Below are 19,341 nucleotides of genomic sequence, written 5' to 3' on the forward strand. Positions count from 1 at the left end.
AAGGGTGCACAGGTGAACGACACGTCGAGCGGCAGAAGAGGCGGAGGCGGGCTCAGGGCGGGGACTCTGGGGACGTTCGACTCCGTGGTCATGGCGGTCGCGGGCTGCGGGCCCGCTTACACCGTCGTCGCGCTCATTCCCGCCCTCGTGGCATCGGTCGGCCTCGCCGCCCCGGCCGCCCTGCTCTACGGTGCCGTGCCCATGGTGGGCATCGCCCTTGCCTTCCGGCATCTGGGACGGCTCGACGTGAACTCCGGCGCCACCTACTCCTGGGTCGCCAGAGCGCTCCATCCCACCCTGGGCTTCCTTTGCGGGTGGGCCGTGGTCGTGGCGACCACTCTCTTCGTCATCGCCTCGACGACACCGACCGGCACGGCCACTCTGGCCCTTTTCGACGAGGACCTGGCCGAGAACCACGTCCTGGCGACCACGGTCGGTCTCGCCCTGTTCCTGCTCGTGGCCGTACTCGCGGGGTCGGGTACCCGGATCGCGGCGGGGGCCAGGGTCGTCGCCGTGTCCCTCCAGCTGGCACTGCTGCTCGCCGTCGCGATCCTCGCGCTGACGCGGAACACCCATGCCCACGCCTTCTCCCTCTCCTGGTTCGGCTTCGGGCACTTCGACGGGACCGGTGCCTTCACGGCCGCCGCGCTGATCGTGGGCGCCCTCTACTGGGGCTGGGACGTGACGGCGAACCTCAGCGAGGAAACCCGCAGCGGCAGGGGCGGCTCGGGGCTCGGCGGCGTGATCGGCCTGCTGGTCGTCGCCGCCACTCTGGTCACCCTGACCGTCAGTGCCAACGTGCTCCTGGGGCCCGACGCCGTCACGTCGACGGACGGGGGGTTCCTCTTCCAGCTCGGCGAGGCAGCCTGGCCCGGAGCGGGCGGCACCCTGCTCGTGCTCGCGGTGCCTCTTTCCATGATCGCCGTATTGGAGACCACGCTCCTTCAGGCGACCCGCACCCTGTTCGCCATGGGACGCGACCGCACTCTCCCCTCGTTCCTCGGCCGAGTCCATCCTCGATGGAAGACCCCCGTGGCAGCCACGCTGTGTGTCGGAACGTTCGCCGTGACGACCCTGACGGTCACCGTGCTCACCGACCCCGGGGTCGACATCCTCGCAGACGCCCTCGTGGGCATCGGCCTGCTGATCGCGTTCTACTACGCGCTCGCCGGCATCGCCGTCACCGTGGCGTTCCGGAGCGTGCTCCGCGCAACCCTCGGCAATCTGATCCTCCTGGGACTCTGGCCGTTCCTCGGCGCCGCGTTCAACATCTGGGTCTTCGCGGCGTCGCTCGGGACGCTGACCGGCGCGCAACTGACGATCGGCCTGGGTGCGCTGGCCGTCGGACTGCTCCCTCTGGGCATCGCGCGCATCCAGGGCGGACGGTCCTTCTTCCGCCCCCGGCCGCTCAATCCGAAGGAAGCGGCCGACGCCGAGGCGCACGCCACGGACGCACTGCCGACGGTCGGCCCCGCCGACAGCCGACGGGACGGCCTCCTGTCGGACTTCTGAACCGCGTCGCCCGGACCCGCACGAGGGAGAACCCACATGGCCGCCTGGCAGCGCCGTCGTCACCAACGACCCGTCTACGACCCGGCATTCGGCGACACGGCACTCGCCGAGGGCCGCGAGGACATGCTCCTCGGGCGCTGGGAGGGCGCCCGCGATCTGCTCGCCCGGATTCCGGGGGACTGGGACAGGCGGGCGCACCGCATCCGTCTGCTCGCCGACGCGGCGGCGGGTCGACGCACCGTGGACCTGTGGCAGGCCTCCGAACCGCGGAACCCGGATGCCGCCGTACTCCGTGCGGAGACCGAGGTGATGCGGATGTTCGCCGCCGCCCGTGCAGGGCAGACCGTCGGCCGCGAACGGCTGGAGAGGACGGCCTGGTTCTGCCACCGGGCGGCCGAGCTCGCGCCCGCGGATCCGTACCCGTGGGTCTCCCTGCTCTCCCTGGGCAGGCTCCACCCCGGTGGACACCCCGAGATGTCGGTCTGGTGGCAGGAGATCGTCGGCCGGGATCCGTATCACCGTGAGGGGCACCACCAGGCACTGCGCTATCTCTCGGCCCGCTGGCACGGCTCGTACGGCACGGCGCTCAATTTCGCCTGGGACGTCTCGTGTTCCGCTCCGCAAGGGTCGCCGCTGGCGGTCCTCGCGCTGGTGGCGCGAGCCGAGCACTATCCGCACAGAGTGCGGACGGAGGGCAGGGCCGCACTCGGCCTGGCACACCACTGGAGCGACGGGCGGGCCTGCGCCGACCTGCGCAACGCGCTGGACCAGTGGATCGCGCACCGCGTCCCCGGGGCGCAGGACGTCGCCGACCTGAACTACCTGGCACACGGTCTGGTCAAGGCCGGCATGTCCGACCGGGCCGGTGTCGTCTTCCGGCTGCTGGACAACAGGGCCACCGCGGCCCCCTGGTCCTACACCGGGGATCCGGAGCAGCTCTTCATCCGATGGCGGGACGCGACCGCGGCCGGTTCGGGCGGTGACGTGGAGTCGAAGGCCTAGGAGCGGCCCCTCGTGCAGTGGCCGGGGCGCCCGGCCGAATCGGTTCCGGCAGCCCGGCGGTGACCGCGTGACCGCGTTGGTGAGGCTCTGTCCGACCGCTTTCCGGCGGGAGTTCGGCGACGAGCCGGCCCACGCCTACCGTGCGGCCACGCGCGGACAACCTGGGTCTGGCGCTGCCCCTCATGGCGGCGCCCCTCCTCGGGGCAGCGCTGGGCGCGGCGCTCCCCCTGACGGGCCGCGGACGACGCCGGGGCCGAGCAGGAAGATCGCGGGCAGCCCTCGGTCAGCGGTGTGCGCGGCCCCGTCGGGTGAAGCGGCTCCCGAGGAAGAGCAGGTCGAGGACGAACAGGACGATGCCGATGACCAGGAGGTAGACCAGGCCGTGGGCCACTGCACCGATGATGCCGAGGACGATCGCGATGACGAGCACGAGCAGGAACAGGGTCATGACGGCCTCCTCGTGTGGCCGGTGCTCAGGGCCGGGCGAGGCGGCGTTCGCCACCGGCGCCGGGAGTGTAGGCCAGGCCGTAGTGCTCGAAGATCGCGGCCTCGTCGCCCGCGGGCAGAACGTCGTCGGTGCCGATCGCGGGGCACTCCTTCACCAGCGCCCTGGCGTAGTTGACCTTCACGTAATCGGGTCCCACGGTCGCGCCGTCCAGGGGGACGAAGACCAGACGGTGGCGCGTGGGCAGGCCGATCTGGACGCTGGCCATGGACGGCGCGTCGGTGCCGGTGTCGACGTAGATCGCCTCGAGGGTGCCGATCCTGTGGCCGTCCGCGTCGACGACACGGTGCGTGCGCCATTCGCGGATGTCGCCTACCTGGATCATGGGGGCTCCTTCCACACGTGGCCGCGCGTTCGGGGCCGATGGCGGGGCGCCGGCCTGCGTTCTTGTCGACGGTGCCCTTCCAGCGTGCGCTCGTCCCCGGGCGCTCACCAGCGCACGCGCCCAAATGATCGCCGGGATCAGGGGCACCACGGTCGACTGCCACCCGGACCACGACGGAAGAGAGGCGCCCGGGCCTGGAGACGAGGCCCGGGCGCTCCGGTCAGCGGTTGGGTTCCTGCATGGTGACGCAGTGGGCGCCTCCGCCGCCGTTGCCGTAGAGGTTGTCGAGGTTGAGCTGGACGACGGGCCTGCCGAAGGCGGCCGCGATGGCCGACTTGGCCGCCGCGTCCTTGCCCGTGTCGCCGAACTGGGCGGTGATCACCGCTTGATTCGTGACGGTCCAGTTCATGTAGGAGCTGAGGAACTGGCTCTGCTTGCCGGGCGAGACCCGGGGCAGAACGTCGGGTCCTTCGATGGTGAGGACCTGCAGCCGGCGGCCCCGTGCATCGGTCGAGTTCACCAGCACGTCGTGCATGGCCTGGGCGTTCTCGGTCCAGACGTCCGGCCGTACGGCACCGGCCAGCTGCACCATGACCACACCGGGTCCGATGTAGCGGGCGGTGCCGTCGATGTGGCCGTCGGTGACGTCCTGCCCGGTGACTCCGGGCAGCCAGATCATCTTCGAGGCCCCGAACCGCGCGAGAAGTTCCGCCTCGATCTGGGCGCGCGACTTGCCGGGGTTGCGGTTGGAGTTCACCCAGCAGCTCTCCGTGGCCATCAGCGTGCCGTCGCCGTCGTACTCGACGCCGCCGCCCTCGCCGACCACCGACGCCTTGGCGAACGGCACGGCCGCGTAGGCGGCGACCTTCTGCGCGATGACGCGGTCCTTGTCGTACGCGGAGGCGGGGATGCCGTAGAAGCGGGTGGCGTTCTCGCCCCAGGCGTTGAAGTTCAGGCCGAAGGCGTCCAGGCCGCCGGCTCCGTCGACGCGGAAGAGCGGGCCGGTGTCCCTCATCCAGCAGTCGGAGACCGGGATCGAGCTGATCACCGTGACGGTGGACCCGCACATGGTCCTGGCCTGCGAGGCGGCCGACGAGCCGTCCGCGCACATGAGGACCGGCTCGTACTTGGCGATCTCCTTGGCGAGCTTGGCGATGTCGGCCTGGATCTTGGACAGCAGGTTGCCCCAGATGGTGTAGCTGGACGGCCAGGCCATCCAGGTCCGCTTGTGCGGCACCTCTTCCCCGGGTACCCGCCAGGCCGCGGCGTGGGCCGGCTGGATGCCGCCGAGCACCGGTCCGGCCGCCAGGGCGGCCGCGGTCGCTCCGGTGCGGGCCAGCAGGGTCCGGCGGCTGATGCGGGACCTGTCGTCGTGCGCGTTCTTCTCGTGCTCGTTCTTCACGTGCTGCTCCTTCTCGCGGAGGGTCGGTACGCGTACGTGCGGGCGCGAGTCGCTCAGTGAGTGGGTGTCAGCAGCCCCTCCTCTCGGACCATCCGGCGCTCGGTGGCCAGGTCGAGGCTTCGGGCGAGGGCCCAGTAGAGACCTCCGGCGACGGGCAGGCCGACGAAGAGGGAGCAGTCGACGCCGCCGAGGCGTTCCGCGACAGGGCCGACGTAGAGGCCGGTGATCACCATGAACGGGGCCATGCAGGCCAGTCCGACGGCGTAGGCGAGGTTTCCGCGCCAGCCCCAGCGGCCGTAGATGCCGTGCGGGTTGAAGATCTCCTTGACGACGTACTGGCCGCGCCGGACGAAGAAGAAGTCGACCAGGTTGATGGCCGTCCACGGGATGAACAGGTATGTCAGCACGACCACCACGTTGGCGAAGAACCAGTTGAAGCGGTCGATGCCGACGAGGGTGGAGATCGCCCCCACGGCGACCAGCATGATGCCGATCGTCACGACCCGGATGGTCCGGGTCGGCCGGACCGGGCGGAACGAGTCGACGATGGAGATCATGGTGAGGCTGCCGCCGTACTGGTTGATCGCCATGATCGAGAGCAGTCCCACCAGCAGGACCGTGACCGCGACCGTGCCGAAGCCGTCGAACAGCCGGTCGGCGGCGATCTTGAGGGCGGTCACCGGGTCGGTGCCCTCGGGGGCTCCGGCGGAGACCACGGCGCCGAGGAGGAACACCCAGATCCCGGAGACCGCGCTGGGCAGGTAGGTCCACCAGAAAGTGCTGCGGACGGGAACGTCGGGCTTGAGGTAGCGCGAGTAGTCGGAGACGTACGGTGCCCAGCCCAGCTGGAATCCCGCCACGAAGACGAACACGAGCATGAACGGGGCGAGTTCGAACGGGCCCGCCTCCCAGACGCCGGCCGGCATTCCGCCGCCGAACAGCGCCGCAGCGGTGACGGCCGCGGTGACCACGACGAACGGCCAGGTGAGCCACCGGTTCAGCCGGTGGATCCAGTCGTAGCCGAACAGGGCGATCACGGTCGCGACCGCGGCCGCCAGAAGGTAGCCGAGCCCGTTGGGCATCCCGGTGAGCGTGTTCATGGCCTGGCCGGAGAGCAGGGCGTCGGAGGTGTTGAAGCCCACGTAGTTGACCAGGGCGAACACCCACACGGTGAGCGCGGCACCGAGGTAGCCGAACTGGGGCCGCGACTGGACCAGTTGAGGCAGGCCGAGTTGCGGGCCCTGGGCCGAGTGGAAGGCCATGAAGAACGTGCCGAAGAGCGAGCCGAGGACCGTGGCGATCGCCGTCCACACGAGCGACGCCCCCATGGACAGCGTCACGACGCCGGTCGCCAGACCGGTGAGGTTGAGACTGCCGACGAACCAGATGGCGCCCACGCTGGAGGGGGAGCCGTGCCGTTCCGCGAGGGGCACCCAGTCGATCGAGTGCTGTTCCATGCCTGCGGATGGTCTGGAATCCTCAGATTCCATGGCAAATGCACCCATGCGGTCCCCTAGGTATGGAGGCGTATGCCGTCCGCCTCGACGGCCTCGACTTTGGAGCGGTCGGGGCTGCGCCACCGTAGGTATTGACTCAATTTTCAGTCAATACCTACGGGCGGGTATTTCTGGGGAGTGCAGGTGAGCGGAGCGGGTTCAGGCGTGCCCACCCGTAGCGGCGTCGCTGTGGACGAGCCATCGGTCGGCCAGGTATCCGATCTCCACGGAGAGCGCATCCCGCATGAGCTCCCGGGCGTGGGCCGAGGTCACGGCGCCGCTCAGCCAGCGAGTGCTGAGCCCTTCCAGAAGAGCCGTCAGACGTTCTGCGGATGCCGTGAGCACGGGGGCGGGAACGTGGGGGCATGTCTGACCCAGCTGCGCCGCGACATCGTGAACCCAGGTCTGGCCGGCTCGGGCCAGGTCCGTGCGGAGCTCCGGCTCGAAGACGGCGCTGGCTCGCAGCTCCCCCCAGGCCGTGCTGTTCTCGCGCACCTCGGGGCGATCCTGGAATTCCAGCAGCAGTGACCGCTGCAGCTCTTGGCGGGGGTCGAACGATCCGGCGGGCGCCTCCTTGTCGGTGGTGTAGCGCTCGGCCCGGTCGCTGATGAATTCCAGGGTGTGGCGCAGGATGCCCGCTCGGTCCTTGAAGTGGTAGTAGATCAGGGCGGTGGAAACCCCTGCCTCCGCCGCCAGCTCCTCCACCCTCAGGCCGCGGACGCCCCGCCGGGCTATGACTCGGGCGGCGCCTTCCAGGATTGCCGTCCGGCGATCGGTTGTCATGCTCACCCCTTCTGGTCGTTCTGCTACGCGGGTAGTCTCTCATAGTTGACTGAATCTTCAGTTCAGAGTCCGATTTCGAGGTGGGCACTCCATATGGCCTGGCGAGATGCATACAGAGGTGACAGCGCACCTGGAAGCTGCTCGGCGAGCTGTTGCGGGGCTGAGCCGGCCGCGCCGGCCCTTCCGGCGATTCCGCGTGCTGCCTCCCGGCGCCGCGCGCGGTGCTCCTCGCCGCGCTCACGGTCGTGGCGACCGTCGCCGCGTACGTCCTCCTGCGCGGCGTCTGGCGTCAGACCTCCGTCCTGATCGGGATGGCGGCGGGCACCGTCGTGGCAGTGACGACCGGACTCGGGGCCTTCGCCCCCGCTGCCGGGAGCGGCTTCGCGCTGCACGCGTTCCTGCCCTTCGGGACGCCGCGGTTCGACCTGGTGGCCGCCCTTCCGCTGCTCGTGTTCAGCCTCACCACGCTCGCCGAGATCACCGGACAGACCGTCCTCAACAGCGAGACCGTCGGCCGGACTCCCGTCCCCGAGCGGGACGTTCCGCGCGTGGCCCGCGCAGACGCGCTGGTCTCCCTGGCCGGCGGCCTTTTCGGTACGTCCCTCATGGTCACCAGCGCCGAGAACATCGGTATCGGCCGCCTCACCGGAGTCCGCAGCCGCATCGTGACCGCCGGGGCCGGGAGAAGGCCCCGCACCACCAGCGCGGGGCCGTCCCTGGATGCTAGGCGGAGCCATGCGGCCCCGACGGAAGGCGAGAGGTATCGCCACGAGGCCGCCATGACGCCGTCACGCCGCGGCAACAACCCGAGCGGGGCTGCCTTCCGCAGGCCCCCGGCTACGAGACCGGGCGGCGCTCGTGAGGGATCCTCTCGCCGGCCTCGATCGCGACGGGCAGCCGGTTCTCGGCCGGCGGCAGCGGGCACGTCGCGAAGTCGGTGTAGGCGCAGGGCAGATTGGTGGCGCGGTTGAAGTCGAGCACCACCGTCCCGTCGGGCCCGGGCGCGGCCACCCCGAGGTCACGGTTGGCCGCGTACGTGGTGACGCCCGAGGTCTCGTCGGTGAACAGCACCGTGCGGGTCCCGGGCACGTGCCCGTTGAACGCGGTCAGGCTCAACTCCTGCCCGTTCAGCCGGAAGACGACCCGGCCCGGAGCGTCGTACACGTGCCGAAGGCCCTCGACGGAGGCCCCGACCGTGGTGGGTCGCGGCTCGTCGAAGGCTTCGTAGCGGCCCGTGACCACCCAGCGCGGGTCGGGTGCGTACGCGGGCGTGCCGGTGAAGGCGACGCGCAGCGGGTGGTCGGGGCGTCGCGGCCGGACCACGTCGTGGCCGCCGCGCTTGGCGACCTCGATCACGGTGTCGCCCCAGACGGCGTCGACGCCGCCGCGCTCCGGAATGACGCCGAAGAGGTGCCGCCCCCGCACCACCACGCCGTCGACGACGAGTTCCGTCCCCTCGTCGAGTTCCACGGCGACGCCCTCGGGTCCCGTCGACCAGGTCCCCGGCGCGCCGGGGACGCTCTGGAGCTCGGCGGAGAGCCAGTGCAGACCGGTGACCGCGAGGAAGCCGTGCTCCGAGGCGAGCCGGGCGTCCTTGTCCCGGTGCCACTTCTCCCATTCCGCGGCGAAGACGTCCGGATCCGGAAGGTCGGCGACGTCTGCGTGGGTGTCGGTGATGTGAGGGACGCTCATATGTCTTCTCTCCTCGTGTACTGGGGACGACGGTGCCCGAAGGCAGGAGGAACGGACTGCACGGCAGAACGAGGCCCGTCGGGGAAGGAGGCGCCAGGAGCCCGTCTGGGCGGGCGCGTCGGTGTCCGGACGCCGGGACGAGGCCTCGGTGTCAGCCGGAACAGGCCATGGTCGTGACGCGCACGTAGTCCACGTGTCGACGTATCACGAGCAGGCTCACGGGTTCAGGAGAACACAACTCCGGTGCGGTGCACCAGTGTTCCCCGCCTCGCGACCGACTGAGCGAGCGACTTGGAGGCGTCAGCGGTGACGGGCGAGTTTGAGCGCGGAGATGAGCAGGATCACGGCCAGCACCGGGAGGAGTACCAGATCGGGGATCACCCCGAGGAGCACCCCGCCCAGCAGGGCGCCGGCGACGGAGCCCGCGCTCATGACCATGGCGAAGCGGAGGTTGGCGCCCAGGACCGCGAAGCTGCCGTCACGGCTGTAGCGGGCGAAGGCCACCAGCATCGTCGGCAAGGACACCAGCAGAGACAGGCTGCCCGCCGCCTTGATGTCCACGGCGAACAGCAGCACGATCGTCGGAATCAGCAGCTCGCCGCCGGCCACGCCCATGATCGCCGCGACGACCCCGATGCCGAACCCGGCGACGACCCCGCACGCGACCTGCGCCCACGCCGGCAGCGCGAGCGTGCCCGGCGTGGCGCTGTGGGTGGCGACCAGGGCCGCGGCCATGAGCACCATCAGCCCGGCCAGCACCTTGTACAGAGTGGCACTGCGCATCCTCACCGCCCAGGCCGCTCCGGCCCAGGCGCCGAGCAGACTTCCGGCGAGCAGGTTGACGGCGACCGGCCAGTGCGCGGCCACTTCCGAGGCGGGAACCGCCGCCATACGGGCAGGGAGCGCGACCAGGACGACCACCAGGCTCAGGGCCTTGTTCAGGATGACCGCGGAGAGCGCGGCGAATCCGAACACGTTGATCAGCAACGGCAGCCGGAACTCCGCACCGCCCAGACCGATCATCCCGCCGAGCACCCCCACGGCCGCTCCCACGGCGAACACCAAGGGAGCGGAGAGTTGCGGTCGGACGGGTACGAGGTCGTTGTCAGTGGTCATGACGGCATCGTCCCTGGCGGGAAACACCGACTCAGTCCTTCACCAGCAGGCCGCGGCGGCGGAGCACGGTGCGCTCGAGCGGGCTGAAGATCAGCAGGTCGATGGCGACGCCGACGAGCAGGATCAGGATGATGGCGAGGAAGATGCCGGGCATGTCGAAGTTGTTGCGGCCGTTCTCGAGCAGCTGGCCCAGGCCCAGGCCGAGGTCGGGGGAGGAGGCGATGATCTCGGCGGCCATGAGCGAGCGCCAGGAGAAGGCCCAGCCCTGCTTCAGGCCCGCCAGGTAGCCGGGCAGTGCGGCCGGCATGACGATGTGCCAGGCGCCCTTGAGTCCGGTCGCGCCGAGGGTGCGCCCGGCCCGCAGGAACAGCGGGGGGACCTGGTCGACGCCGGCTACCAGGCCGTTGGCGATCGAGGGGACCGCGCCGAGCAGGATGACGGCGAACATCATCTGGTCGTTCAGGCCCAGCCACAGCACGGCCGGGGCCACCCAGGCGACCGACGGCAGCGACTGCAGTCCGGACAGGATCGGGCCGATCGCCGCCCGCACGGCGCCGACCCGGGCCACGAGCAGACCCAGCGGGGTGCCGATGGCGAGGGCGAGCAGGAAGCCGAGCAGGGCCCGGGACACGCTGGTCCACAGCACGTCGAGCAGCGTGCCCTCGAGCCACATCGTGGCCAGGCTGTCCCAGACTGCGGACGGCGCGGGCAGCTTGCCCTCGTCGGCAACCTTCAGGGTCGCCAGCAGCTGCCACGCCGTCAGCACCAGCACGACGGCGATGACCGGCGGCAGGACCTTCTTCAGCAGCACCTCGCGCACCGGAGTCCGGCGGATCTGCACGGTGTCGAGGGCGTCGAGGCCCGCCTCCAGACCAGCCAGATCGTCGGTCTTGGCGGCGGTCGTGTCAGTGCTGGCCATGACGGCGGATCTCCCCACGCAGTTCTTCGGTGATCTCGACGGAAAGCTCCGCCACGGCGGCGTCCTCGATGCGGCGCGGCTGCGGGATGTCGATCGTCCACTCGCGGGCGATCCGGCCCGGCCGGGACGACAGCAGCACCACGCGCTCGGCCAGCCGCACGGCCTCGCGCACGTTGTGGGTGACGAAGAGGACCGACAGCTTCGTCTCCCGCCAGATCCGGGTCAGCTCGTCGTGCAGCACGTCCCGGGTGATGGCGTCGAGCGCCGCGAACGGCTCGTCCATCAGCAGCAGATCGCTGGCCTGGGCCAGTGCCCGGGCCAGGGCGACCCGCTGCCGCATGCCGCCGGACAGCTCGTGCACCCGCTTGCCGTACGAGCCGCCGAGCCGCACCAGTTCGAGCAGCCGCTCGGCCTCGGGGCGGCGCTCGGCCTTCGGCACCCCGCGCAGCTTCAGCGCGAGTTCGATGTTCTTGCCCGCGGTGAGCCACGGGAACAGGGCGTGCTCCTGGAACATCAGGGCGGGCCGGCCGGCCGTCGTGATGGAGCCTGCTGTGGGGGAGTCCAGGCCCGCGACCAGGTTGAGCAGGGTGGACTTGCCGCAGCCCGAGGCACCCAGGAGGGTGACGAACTCGCCCGGGGCGACATCGAGTGAGATGTCGTCGAGCACGAGCTGGCCGCCGGCGGGCCCGCCGAAGGACTTCGAGACATGCTCGATCCGGGCGGCATGTGTCACCGTCGCGCGGTTCTCATCCGCGTCCTCGGCCTTGGCGAGCGTCGTGGTCGTGGCCATGGTCGTCACCTCCTGGGAGTTCGGGCTGCTACGGGCTCGGGCCTACTTCGCGCCGAGACCGGCGTCGGGGACCTCCGGCTTGCCCGCGGCCTTGAGCACCTTGTTGAGCAGCGTGAGGTCGTAGATGCCCGTCAGCTCGGGCTTCTTCAGCAGGCCGGCGTCCACGGCGTGCTCCGCCTGCGCCTGGAGGGTGGCGGCGAGCGGGTCGTCGGTGATCGTGATGGACGGCCAGGCCGCGTTGATCACCTCGGCCGACAGCGGCTTGCCGGTCTCCTTCTTCAGCGCCGCGTTCACCGACTCCTTGGCCTTGTCCGGGTTGGCGGTGATCCACGCGTTGGTCTTCACAGTGCCGCGCAGCACGGCTTCGACGACGTCCGGGTGCTCCTTGAGGAACGCCTGCCGCACGATGATGTTCGTGATCACGAACTTCTTGTCGGGCCACAGGTCCGACTCGTCGAGCAGGACCTTCGCGCCTTCGCTGACCAGCTTGGACGCGGTCGGCTCCGGCACCCACGCGCCGTCGATGGAACCGGACTTGTAGGCGTCCGGGGTCACCTTGTTGTCCGTGCGCAGCACCGAGACGTCACCCTTGCCGGACTGCGAGTCGACCTTCCAGCCCTTCTCCGAGACCCAGTGCAGGAACGCGACGTCCTGGGTGTTGCCGAGCTGCGGGGTGGCGATCCGCTTGCCCTTGACGTCGTCCAGGGTCTTGATCTTCGTCGGGTTGACCACGAGCTTCACCCCGCCCGATGCGGAACCGGAGACGATCCTCAGGTTCTTGCCCTTGGACTTGGTGTAGCCGTTGATCGCGGGGGAGGGGCCGATGAAGCCGATGTCGATCGAGCCGGCGTTCAGCGCCTCGATCTCGGACGGGCCGGCGTTGAAGGTCGAGGGCTTGATCGTGGTGCCGCCGAGTTCCTTCTGGAGCAGCCCCTCCTGGACGCCCACGAGAGCGGTGGCGTGGGTGAGGTTGGGGAAGTAGCCGATCCTCACTTCGCCTGCGGAGAGCTTCTTGGCGCCGGCCGCTCCCTTGGGCTGCTCGTCGTTCTCGGTCGCCTCGGAGCCGTAGCCGCAGGCGGTGAGCAGGAGGGGGAGCGCCGCGATGGCGGCGATGGTGCGCAGGGCGGTGAGCGGTCTTGCGGCAGACACGAAGGTGTCCTTTCACGGAATGGGTTTCAGAGAAGTGCGGAGGTGCGGGGACAGCGACGCGATGCCCTAGGGGCAGACGCCGGACCGCCGTGCATCGACGGGCCGCGCCTCACACGGTCGGCGCGTGCTCGGGCCGGGATGCGGAGGGGGTGGCGCTGGCGGTGTTCTGCGGGGCGGGGGAGACGGATCCGCTGAACGGCCTCAGAGAGGCAGACAGATGGCGCTGGACATGCGGCCGAGGTCGATGTGCCGGCGGGAGGTGAGAAGGGGGAGCGAGTCGCCTGCCTGCTTCAGCGTGCGCACAGCTACCACCACCTCTCGAAATCCCTAGTTTTCCCACCTGGTTGATAGGCATATTGGCAGAGGCGAGTTTCGGCCCCAAGAGGTATTTCACATCATGGACGATCTCGTCTCATGATCCGATACTCCGCAGGTCAGGCATCCGCGAGTTCCAGGACTCGGGTGGTGATGTGCAGGGCAGCCCTCGTCGTGACGGTCTCGGCCATGGCGGCAAGGGCGTCGAGGGCCGCCCGGCCCTCGGGGTCGAGCTCCGATCCGGCGCTCGGGCGGGCGCCATCGCGTCTGTCGCCCTCTCGACCACGGCGGCGGCCGGCTGTGCGGCGGAGGCGAGTTCGCCGTAGGTGAGGAGTGGATCGGGGTCGTTGCCCGGGCGGTCCGGAGGTGTTGGTGTTCCTGCCGAGGTCGCGGGCTTCGGCGAGAGCGCCCTCGGCGATGCCCAGCTGCCCGGCAAGGGGGTGACCGAAGAGTGGACGGCTGCGTCTCAGGTGCAGAGAGGTGCGGCGAGAGGGAGCCTCGCGTGTCCGGTCAGGGATTGATCCAGGCGTCCGGGTCCTGCGCCAGGGAGTGCACGGAGTCGGGCAGCTCGCCCGAGGCGATGTCCGTCAGCGAAACGCCTTCCAGGATCTGGCGGACGTTCGCGCGCAGGGCGACCCACAGCGGCAGCAGTGCCTGTGCGGGGCCGTGGTACTCAAGCTCCGGCGGGCGCACGCCGCGTACGGAGACCAGCGGGCCCTCGACCGCCCGCACGACATCGGCGACGGAGATGTCCTCGGCGGCCCTGGCCAGTCGGTAGCCGCCGCTGGCGCCGCGCTGGCTGACCACCAGCCCGCCGCGGCGCATGTCGTTGAGGATGCCTTCGAGGAACTTGTGCGGGATCTCCTGGGCCTGGGCGATGGCCTCCGCCGTCATCGGGCCGCCCTCGGGGGCGTCGGCGAGGAGGAGGGCGGCCCGTACGGCGTAGTCCGCTCTGGCTGAGATCCGCATGAAGGCATTATCCCTGCACGTCGCGTCGGTGATCGCGGAGGGGGTCATGCGCCTGAGGTGTTCCGTTCATCATCCGCGTCGGGCGGTCGCCTTCTCCAGCCGGGAGGGCAGGTCGGCCAGCTGGATCCTGAGCCGTTGCAGGGGTGTGGGCGGCAGCGCGCGGGCGGAGCCGCGGGCGTAGTGGCGTTCGACGTAGAACTGCCCCGCGCTGAGCACCGTGGTGACGGCGATGTACCAGAGGGTGGCGACCATCAGCAGCGGGATGACCTGATAGGTCTGGTTGTAGACCAGCTGCACCGAGTACAGCAGGTCGTGCACGGCCAGCACGCTGACGATGCTGGTGCCCTTCAGGGTGCCGATCAGCATGTTCCCGGCGGTCGGGACGATGGAGCGCATGGCCTGCGGGATGACGATCCGGCGCAGGGTGCGCGGCCTGCCGATGCCGAGTGCCTGGGCGGCCTCCGTCTGGCCGGCGTCCACCGAGAGGATGCCGCCGCGCACCACCTCGGCGGCGTAGGCGGCTTCGTGCAGGGGCAGTCCGATGACGGCGGTGAGGGTGGGGCCGAGCAGGTTGACCGTCTTGACGGTGACGAACTCGGGCCCGAAGGGGATGCCGAGACCGAGCGTCGGGTACAGGGCGCCGATGTTGAACCAGAACAGCAACTGCACCAGCAGCGGGGTGGACCGGAAGATCCACACATAGCCCCAACTCAGCGTGCGCAGCACGGGGTTGGCGGACAGGCGCAGCACCGCCAGGGGAGTGCCGAGCAGGAAGCCGAGCACCATCACCACACCGGTCAGCCAGAGTGTGAGCAGCAGGCCGTCGAGCACGGCGGCGGTGGTGAAGTACCGGCCGACCACGTCCCACTGGAACGCACGGTTGCGGACGACGGAGCCGACCACCAGCGCGAAGACCAGCAGCGCGGCGGCGGCCGTCAGCCACCGGCCGACATGCCGGCGCGGCACGATCCGCGGGGGATCGGCCTCGGGGCCCTGACCGCCGCCTACCACGCGGCCACGACCGGGAAGACGGAGGTGGTCGGCACGTACTCCGGCGCCGGCGCCACCCTCCAGGGCCTCATCGCGGCCACCACCAAGAAGGACAGCGGCCTGGCCAAGCCACTCGCCGACGCGCTCGACGAGGTCATCGAGAACGGGACGTACGCGCAGGTGCTCGAGCGCTGGGGTCTGTCCGACGAGGCGGTGACCACGTCCCAGATCAACCCGCCCGGCCTGCCCAAGACCAACAAGTAGCCGCAAGGGGAAGCGGGGCCGCGGTACGCCGCAGCGCGCCTGCGGTACGCGGCCCGCACCCGTCCCTGTCACGTCTCACGCTCCCGAAGGGTCCGCCATGGCCACCGTCCTGTCCGTCTCCGGAAGTCCCTCCGCCACCTCCCGTACCGCCCGCCTGCTGCGCCATCTGGACCGGCGGCTCACGGCCCAGGGACACGAGGTGATCCCTCTCGACGTCCGCACCATCCCCGCCGAGGCCCTGTTCGGCGCCGACTTCCGCCACCCGGCGATCGTCGAGGCGACCGAGTTGTTCGCCCGCGCCGACGGGGTCGTGATCGGCACGCCCGTCTACAAGGCCGCGTACTCCGGGCTGTTGAAGTCCCTGCTCGACCTGCTGCCGCAGTACGGCCTCGTCGGCAAGACGGTCCTTCCGCTGGCGACCGGCGGGACCACCGCGCACGTCCTGGCGATCGACTACGCCCTGCGCCCCGTCCTCAGCTCCATGGGCGCCGCGCACATCGTCCAGGGCTGGTTCACGCTCGACAAGGACATCGAGGTGGGCGATGACAGCGCCCTGACCGTCGCGCCCGGCCCGGCGGAGGCCCTCGCCCAGGTCGTCGACCAGTTCTCCGGCGCCCTCGGCAGCCGAACGGCCCTGCCGGCCGCCGCCGGACGAGCAGCCTGACCGCGCTCTCGACCGTGACCGTGACCGGTTGGGCGAGAACGTCCTGCCGCGGCTCGCTCCCAGCATGTGAGACAGCGGGCGGACCTGCGAGCGCACCCTCTTGACGGCGAGACAAGGCCGCCGGACACTCCTGTAGAGAATCCCTAGTGGACAGGTGGGAAATGATGGAGTGTCCGGAGTCGCACGCCGGCCGCGCCGCGCGCGCGGGTCGCCCGTCGCTCCTGCTGACCTCCCGCCGTCACATCGATCTCCTGCGTGTCTGCAGCGCGGCAAGTCCACGCCGCTGAACCGCCGGCACCCGCCGGCGCCGCATCCCTGCCGCGTACGGGCGCGCGCCGAGGCCACCGCGTGCCCGTCACCCATGTGCGCCGCCCGCCACACCTCCGAGCACCGGGAAGCCGGATCTGGACACCCAGGGAGACACATGCCTGCCGCACCCCTGACCCCCGTACCGTCCCTCTCGTCCCTCCCGCCGCGCCCGCCCCTGCCGTCGTTCCGGGGCAGGATCGGCTGTGACGCGAGCAGCGGCTACTACGCCGTGCCGCGCCGCTACCGCCTCCACCTCACGCCGTCCTGCCCCCGCTGTCTGCGCATCGCCATCGCCCACAGCCTGCTGGGTCTGGAGGAGACCCTCCCGGTCGTGCTGCTGCCGGCCGTGCCGGACGGACCCGACGGCGGACACTCCGCGCTGCGCCCGTTGTACGAGGCCAGTTCGCACCGGCATCAGGGACCGGCCCTCGCACCGGTGCTGAGCGACACCTGGACGGGGCGGATCGTCAGCACGCACACCCCGGACATCCTGACCGACCTGGACCGACGCTTCGCCGGCGACGCCCCTGGCCGGCCCGACCTGTACCCGCACGGCGCCGAGGCGGAGATCGAAGCCGTCGAGTACCTCTGCGCGTACCGGATCAACGAAGCCGCACAGCAAGCCGGTCAGGCCGGTGTCGACGCCACCGCGCGGCGGGTCGCCCTCGGCGCCCTGCTGCGTGTCCTGGGCTCGCTGGAGTGGCGGCTCGCCCACCAGGACTTCCTCCTGGGCGACGAGATCACCGCCGCCGACGTGCGGTTGTGGGCGACGCTGGTCGAGCTCGACACCGTGCACCGCCTGCACCTGGACGCTGCCGCGGTGCACCGCATCGCCGACCATCCGCATCTGTGGGCCTACGCAAGGCGACTGGCCGCCCACCCCGCCTTCGGTCGGCACCTCGACCTGGACGGTATCGCCCGCAGGCACCATGCCCACTGCAGGGGACTGGAGGCGGCGGGAGCGGCCGTACAGATCCTGGACTGGGCGGTTCACGTCGCGGGCGGGGCCGCCGCTCAGCCCTGTCAGGAGCACCCGGACGGTTTCATGGAACCGCAACACGCCTGCCACCTCCGTCCGTCCCACCCCGCCTAGGCTGCGGGGAGACGGGGCCTGCCGAGCCGAAGCACGGCAGGCCCCGACGCGAGCAGCACGAACAGGCCGAGAGAGCGGAGGTGGCGGTGTCGTTCCCCGTCTCCCGCGTGCTCGTCCCGGCTCCCGCGGTTCTCGTCGCGCGCGGCTGCGTCCGCCTGTACGCCCGGACCCACGTCGATCTGCGACGGGTGGCCGGCGCCCTCTGTCGTTCCTGACCCGTTCCCCGCCATCCAGTCCTCCACGCGAGGGCCGGTGTTCACAGACGGTCGACCAGGAAGGCCCCTTCGTCGTGTCCGCGCATCCCCCTCTTCACCTCGCCGTGGCGCTGGACGGCGCCGGCTGGCACCCGGCCGCTTGGCGCGAGCCGGTCGCCCGGCCCCACGACCTGTTCACCGCCGGCTACTGGACCGACCTCGTGACCGAGGCCGAGCGCGGACTGCTCGACTTCGTGACGTTCGAGGACGCGCTCGGGCCGCAGTCCTCGCACCCGACGGAGCCGGACGAGCGCACCGACCAGGTCCGCGGCCGGCTGGACGCCGTGCTCGTCGCCGCCCGGGTCGCCCCGCTGACCCGGCACATCGGCCTGGTGCCGACCGTGGTCGCCGCCCACACCGAGCCGTTCCACATCTCCAAGGCGATCGCCACCCTGGACTACGTCAGCGCCGGCCGCGCGGGCCTGCGCGTCCAGGTGACGGCGCGTCAGGACGACGCTGGGCACTTCGGCCGCCGTACCTTCCCGCCGCTCCGCGTCGAGGACCGGGACACCCCGGCCGGCCGGGAGCTGATCGCCGACCTCTTCCAGGAGGCCGCCGACCACATCGAGGTGGTGCGCCGGCTGTTCCGCCACGACTACACGGGCACCACGCTCCGGGACCACCTCGGTCTGGCGCACCCCGACGCGCGCCCGGCCCGGACCCGGCGGGTGGCGTCGTGAAGTTCCTGGCCATCACCCTCATCGTGCACGCCCCCGATCCGGTGACCGGCGTACGGAAGTCCACCCAGGAGCGCTTCCGCGAGGTGATCGACAACGCGCTGCTGGCCGAGGAGCTCGGCTTCGACGGCTTCGGCGTCGGCGAACGCCATGAGCGGCCGTTCATCTCCTCCTCGCCGCCGGTCGTGCTCAGCCACATCGCCGCGCTCACCTCCCGGATCCGGCTGTTCACCGCCGTGACCACGCTCAGCCTGCTCGACCCGGTGCGGGCGTACGAGGACTACGCGACCCTCGACCACCTGTCAGCGGGCCGCCTCGACCTGATCATCGGCAAGGGCAACGGCACCGCCCAGCGCGAGCTGTTCCACGTCACGCCCGAGGACCAGTGGGACCGCAACGCCGAGAGTTACGAGCTGTTCCGCCGCATCTGGCGGCAGGAAAAGGTGAGCGCCTCCCCGCGCCACCGCCCCGAGCTGACCGACGCCGAGGTGTGGCCGAGACCGCTCCAGCAGCCCGTCCGGGTCTGGCACGGCAGCGCGACCAGCCGGGAGTCCGTCGACCTCGCCGCCCGTTACGGAGACCCGCTCTTCTCGGCCAACGTCACCCACCCGATCGAGCCGTACGCCGCACTCATCCGCTACTACCGGGAGCGCTGGGCGCACTACGGCCACGACCCGGCGCGGGCCGCCGTCGGCGCGGGGACGGCCGGCTACTACGCGGCCCGCACCTCGCAGGCGGCGATCGCCGCGTACCGGCCGGTGTTCGAGGGTCATCTCGCGTTCCAGAAGCAGCTGGGCGTCGAGCCGGTGTTCCCGACCCTGGAGGACTTCGTCGAACGCAGCTCGGCGCTGATCGGCAGCCCGCAGCAGGTGATCGACAAGGTGCACCGCTACCACGAGCGGTTCGGACACAGCGTGCTCCACCTGCAGGCCGACGCGAGCGGACTCCTCCCCGCCCAGCACCGGGCCTCGCTCGAACTCTTCCAGTCCGAGATCGCCCCGGTGCTCCGCCGCGCGATCCCCGACCCGCCGTTTGCCTGGGCACCGGTCACCGCGCCAGCTGAGCCCGATCTCGTATCCGCACCCGTGACCGCCGACCGCTGAGGAGCACCACCC

At 70.8% G+C, this 19,341-nt stretch carries 20 protein-coding genes and 2 pseudogenes; 9 read left to right on the forward strand and 13 right to left on the reverse strand.

Features of this window, described 5'->3' with window-relative positions:
- Positions 1-12: 12 nt before the first annotated feature.
- Both ABZO31_RS31710 and ABZO31_RS31715 read left to right on the forward strand, forming a co-directional pair.
- Entirely contained in the window at positions 13-1,512 is a 1,500-nt protein-coding gene (locus tag ABZO31_RS31710; RefSeq protein ID WP_406864775.1) for an APC family permease, read from the forward strand.
- 36 nt (positions 1,513-1,548) lie between these two features.
- On the forward strand, positions 1,549-2,514 hold the full coding sequence (locus ABZO31_RS31715) for a hypothetical protein (protein WP_406864776.1): 966 nt from the start codon (positions 1,549-1,551) through the stop codon (positions 2,512-2,514).
- Between the two features lie 283 nt (positions 2,515-2,797).
- Here ABZO31_RS31715 and ABZO31_RS31720 read toward each other — a convergent pair whose 3' ends face one another.
- The 5 genes from ABZO31_RS31720 to ABZO31_RS31740 all read right to left on the reverse strand — a co-directional run bounded on the left by ABZO31_RS31720 (position 2,798) and on the right by ABZO31_RS31740 (position 7,025).
- Positions 2,798-2,962, reverse strand: coding sequence for a hypothetical protein (locus tag ABZO31_RS31720; protein ID WP_406864777.1), 165 nt, complete (start codon positions 2,960-2,962; stop codon positions 2,798-2,800).
- A 25-nt stretch (positions 2,963-2,987) separates the two neighbouring features.
- Complete coding sequence (locus ABZO31_RS31725; RefSeq protein ID WP_406864778.1) at positions 2,988-3,344, reverse strand: PRC-barrel domain-containing protein; 357 nt, start codon at positions 3,342-3,344, stop codon at positions 2,988-2,990.
- A 220-nt stretch (positions 3,345-3,564) separates the two neighbouring features.
- Positions 3,565-4,746, reverse strand: a complete 1,182-nt coding sequence (locus tag ABZO31_RS31730; RefSeq protein ID WP_406864779.1) for an agmatine deiminase family protein — start codon at positions 4,744-4,746, stop codon at positions 3,565-3,567.
- 53 nt (positions 4,747-4,799) lie between these two features.
- Positions 4,800-6,203, reverse strand: a complete 1,404-nt coding sequence (locus tag ABZO31_RS31735; RefSeq protein WP_406864780.1) for a purine-cytosine permease family protein — start codon at positions 6,201-6,203, stop codon at positions 4,800-4,802.
- 198 nt (positions 6,204-6,401) lie between these two features.
- Complete coding sequence (locus ABZO31_RS31740) at positions 6,402-7,025, reverse strand: TetR/AcrR family transcriptional regulator (protein WP_406864781.1); 624 nt, start codon at positions 7,023-7,025, stop codon at positions 6,402-6,404.
- Between the two features lie 221 nt (positions 7,026-7,246).
- On the opposite strand from ABZO31_RS31740, the pseudogene ABZO31_RS31745 reads away from it, so the two are divergent.
- Positions 7,247-7,696, forward strand: a pseudogene (locus ABZO31_RS31745) (solute carrier family 23 protein); the annotation flags it as partial.
- A 166-nt stretch (positions 7,697-7,862) separates the two neighbouring features.
- Here ABZO31_RS31745 and ABZO31_RS31750 read toward each other — a convergent pair.
- The 8 genes from ABZO31_RS31750 to ABZO31_RS31785 form a co-directional block, all read right to left on the reverse strand.
- Complete coding sequence (locus ABZO31_RS31750; protein ID WP_406864782.1) at positions 7,863-8,717, reverse strand: DUF1684 domain-containing protein; 855 nt, start codon at positions 8,715-8,717, stop codon at positions 7,863-7,865.
- Between the two features lie 300 nt (positions 8,718-9,017).
- The gene (locus ABZO31_RS31755; RefSeq protein ID WP_406864783.1) at positions 9,018-9,833 is read right to left on the reverse strand and encodes a sulfite exporter TauE/SafE family protein; all 816 of its coding nucleotides are present in this window, start codon (positions 9,831-9,833) and stop codon (positions 9,018-9,020) included.
- Positions 9,834-9,864: 31 nt separating this feature from the next.
- Positions 9,865-10,752, reverse strand: coding sequence for an ABC transporter permease (locus ABZO31_RS31760; RefSeq protein ID WP_406864784.1), 888 nt, complete (start codon positions 10,750-10,752; stop codon positions 9,865-9,867).
- Positions 10,739-11,542 carry an ABC transporter ATP-binding protein gene (locus ABZO31_RS31765; RefSeq protein WP_406864785.1) on the reverse strand — a complete coding sequence of 268 codons (804 nt, stop codon included), beginning with the start codon at positions 11,540-11,542 and terminating at the stop codon, positions 10,739-10,741. Before ABZO31_RS31765 ends, ABZO31_RS31760 begins: the two co-directional genes overlap by 14 nt.
- A 42-nt stretch (positions 11,543-11,584) precedes the next feature.
- Entirely contained in the window at positions 11,585-12,691 is a 1,107-nt protein-coding gene (locus tag ABZO31_RS31770) for an aliphatic sulfonate ABC transporter substrate-binding protein (protein WP_406864786.1), read from the reverse strand.
- A gap of 201 nt (positions 12,692-12,892) precedes the next feature.
- A complete protein-coding gene (locus ABZO31_RS31775) occupies positions 12,893-13,006 on the reverse strand; it encodes a putative leader peptide (protein WP_406864787.1) in 114 nt (37 codons plus the stop codon).
- A gap of 510 nt (positions 13,007-13,516) precedes the next feature.
- The gene (locus ABZO31_RS31780) at positions 13,517-13,975 is read right to left on the reverse strand and encodes an RrF2 family transcriptional regulator (protein WP_406864788.1); all 459 of its coding nucleotides are present in this window, start codon (positions 13,973-13,975) and stop codon (positions 13,517-13,519) included.
- A gap of 69 nt (positions 13,976-14,044) precedes the next feature.
- A complete protein-coding gene (locus ABZO31_RS31785; RefSeq protein ID WP_406864789.1) occupies positions 14,045-14,986 on the reverse strand; it encodes an amino acid ABC transporter permease in 942 nt (313 codons plus the stop codon).
- On the opposite strand from ABZO31_RS31785, the pseudogene ABZO31_RS31790 reads away from it, so the two are divergent.
- The 6 genes and pseudogenes from ABZO31_RS31790 to ABZO31_RS31815 form a co-directional block, all read left to right on the forward strand.
- Positions 14,972-15,229 (forward strand): annotated as a pseudogene (locus tag ABZO31_RS31790) (ABC transporter substrate-binding protein); the annotation flags it as partial. The gene ABZO31_RS31785 and the pseudogene ABZO31_RS31790 sit on opposite strands and share 15 nt — an antisense overlap.
- A 97-nt stretch (positions 15,230-15,326) precedes the next feature.
- Complete coding sequence (ssuE, locus tag ABZO31_RS31795) at positions 15,327-15,893, forward strand: NADPH-dependent FMN reductase (protein WP_406864790.1); 567 nt, start codon at positions 15,327-15,329, stop codon at positions 15,891-15,893.
- A 424-nt stretch (positions 15,894-16,317) separates the two neighbouring features.
- Complete coding sequence (locus tag ABZO31_RS31800) at positions 16,318-17,295, forward strand: glutathione S-transferase C-terminal domain-containing protein (protein ID WP_406864791.1); 978 nt, start codon at positions 16,318-16,320, stop codon at positions 17,293-17,295.
- A gap of 107 nt (positions 17,296-17,402) precedes the next feature.
- Positions 17,403-17,510: a putative leader peptide gene (locus ABZO31_RS31805; RefSeq protein ID WP_406865542.1), complete on the forward strand. Its 108-nt coding sequence runs from the start codon at positions 17,403-17,405 to the stop codon at positions 17,508-17,510.
- 74 nt (positions 17,511-17,584) lie between these two features.
- Positions 17,585-18,229, forward strand: a complete 645-nt coding sequence (locus ABZO31_RS31810; RefSeq protein WP_406864792.1) for an LLM class flavin-dependent oxidoreductase — start codon at positions 17,585-17,587, stop codon at positions 18,227-18,229.
- Positions 18,226-19,329, forward strand: coding sequence for an LLM class flavin-dependent oxidoreductase (locus ABZO31_RS31815; RefSeq protein WP_406864793.1), 1,104 nt, complete (start codon positions 18,226-18,228; stop codon positions 19,327-19,329). The genes ABZO31_RS31810 and ABZO31_RS31815 overlap by 4 nt, the downstream gene beginning before the upstream one ends.
- Positions 19,330-19,341: the final 12 nt, after the last annotated feature.

Source organism: Streptomyces solicamelliae, from assembly GCF_045348655.1.
In the GTDB taxonomy this organism is placed as follows: Bacteria; Actinomycetota; Actinomycetes; order Streptomycetales; family Streptomycetaceae; genus Streptomyces; species Streptomyces solicamelliae.

What these genes read in the sequence shown, in the direction of transcription:
- ABZO31_RS31715 (WP_406864776.1), top strand. Translation starts at nt 1,549, where the DNA reads ATGGCCGCCTGGCAGCGCCGTCGTCACCAACGACCCGTCTACGACCCG.
- ABZO31_RS31720 (WP_406864777.1), bottom strand. Translation starts at nt 2,962, where the DNA reads ATGACCCTGTTCCTGCTCGTGCTCGTCATCGCGATCGTCCTCGGCATC.
- ABZO31_RS31725 (WP_406864778.1), bottom strand. Translation starts at nt 3,344, where the DNA reads ATGATCCAGGTAGGCGACATCCGCGAATGGCGCACGCACCGTGTCGTC.
- ABZO31_RS31735 (WP_406864780.1), bottom strand. Translation starts at nt 6,203, where the DNA reads ATGGAACAGCACTCGATCGACTGGGTGCCCCTCGCGGAACGGCACGGC.
- ABZO31_RS31740 (WP_406864781.1), bottom strand. Translation starts at nt 7,025, where the DNA reads ATGACAACCGATCGCCGGACGGCAATCCTGGAAGGCGCCGCCCGAGTC.
- ABZO31_RS31750 (WP_406864782.1), bottom strand. Translation starts at nt 8,717, where the DNA reads ATGAGCGTCCCTCACATCACCGACACCCACGCAGACGTCGCCGACCTT.
- ABZO31_RS31755 (WP_406864783.1), bottom strand. Translation starts at nt 9,833, where the DNA reads ATGACCACTGACAACGACCTCGTACCCGTCCGACCGCAACTCTCCGCT.
- ABZO31_RS31760 (WP_406864784.1), bottom strand. Translation starts at nt 10,752, where the DNA reads ATGGCCAGCACTGACACGACCGCCGCCAAGACCGACGATCTGGCTGGT.
- ABZO31_RS31765 (WP_406864785.1), bottom strand. Translation starts at nt 11,542, where the DNA reads ATGGCCACGACCACGACGCTCGCCAAGGCCGAGGACGCGGATGAGAAC.
- ABZO31_RS31780 (WP_406864788.1), bottom strand. Translation starts at nt 13,975, where the DNA reads ATGCGGATCTCAGCCAGAGCGGACTACGCCGTACGGGCCGCCCTCCTC.
- ssuE (WP_406864790.1), top strand. Translation starts at nt 15,327, where the DNA reads ATGGCCACCGTCCTGTCCGTCTCCGGAAGTCCCTCCGCCACCTCCCGT.
- ABZO31_RS31800 (WP_406864791.1), top strand. Translation starts at nt 16,318, where the DNA reads ATGCCTGCCGCACCCCTGACCCCCGTACCGTCCCTCTCGTCCCTCCCG.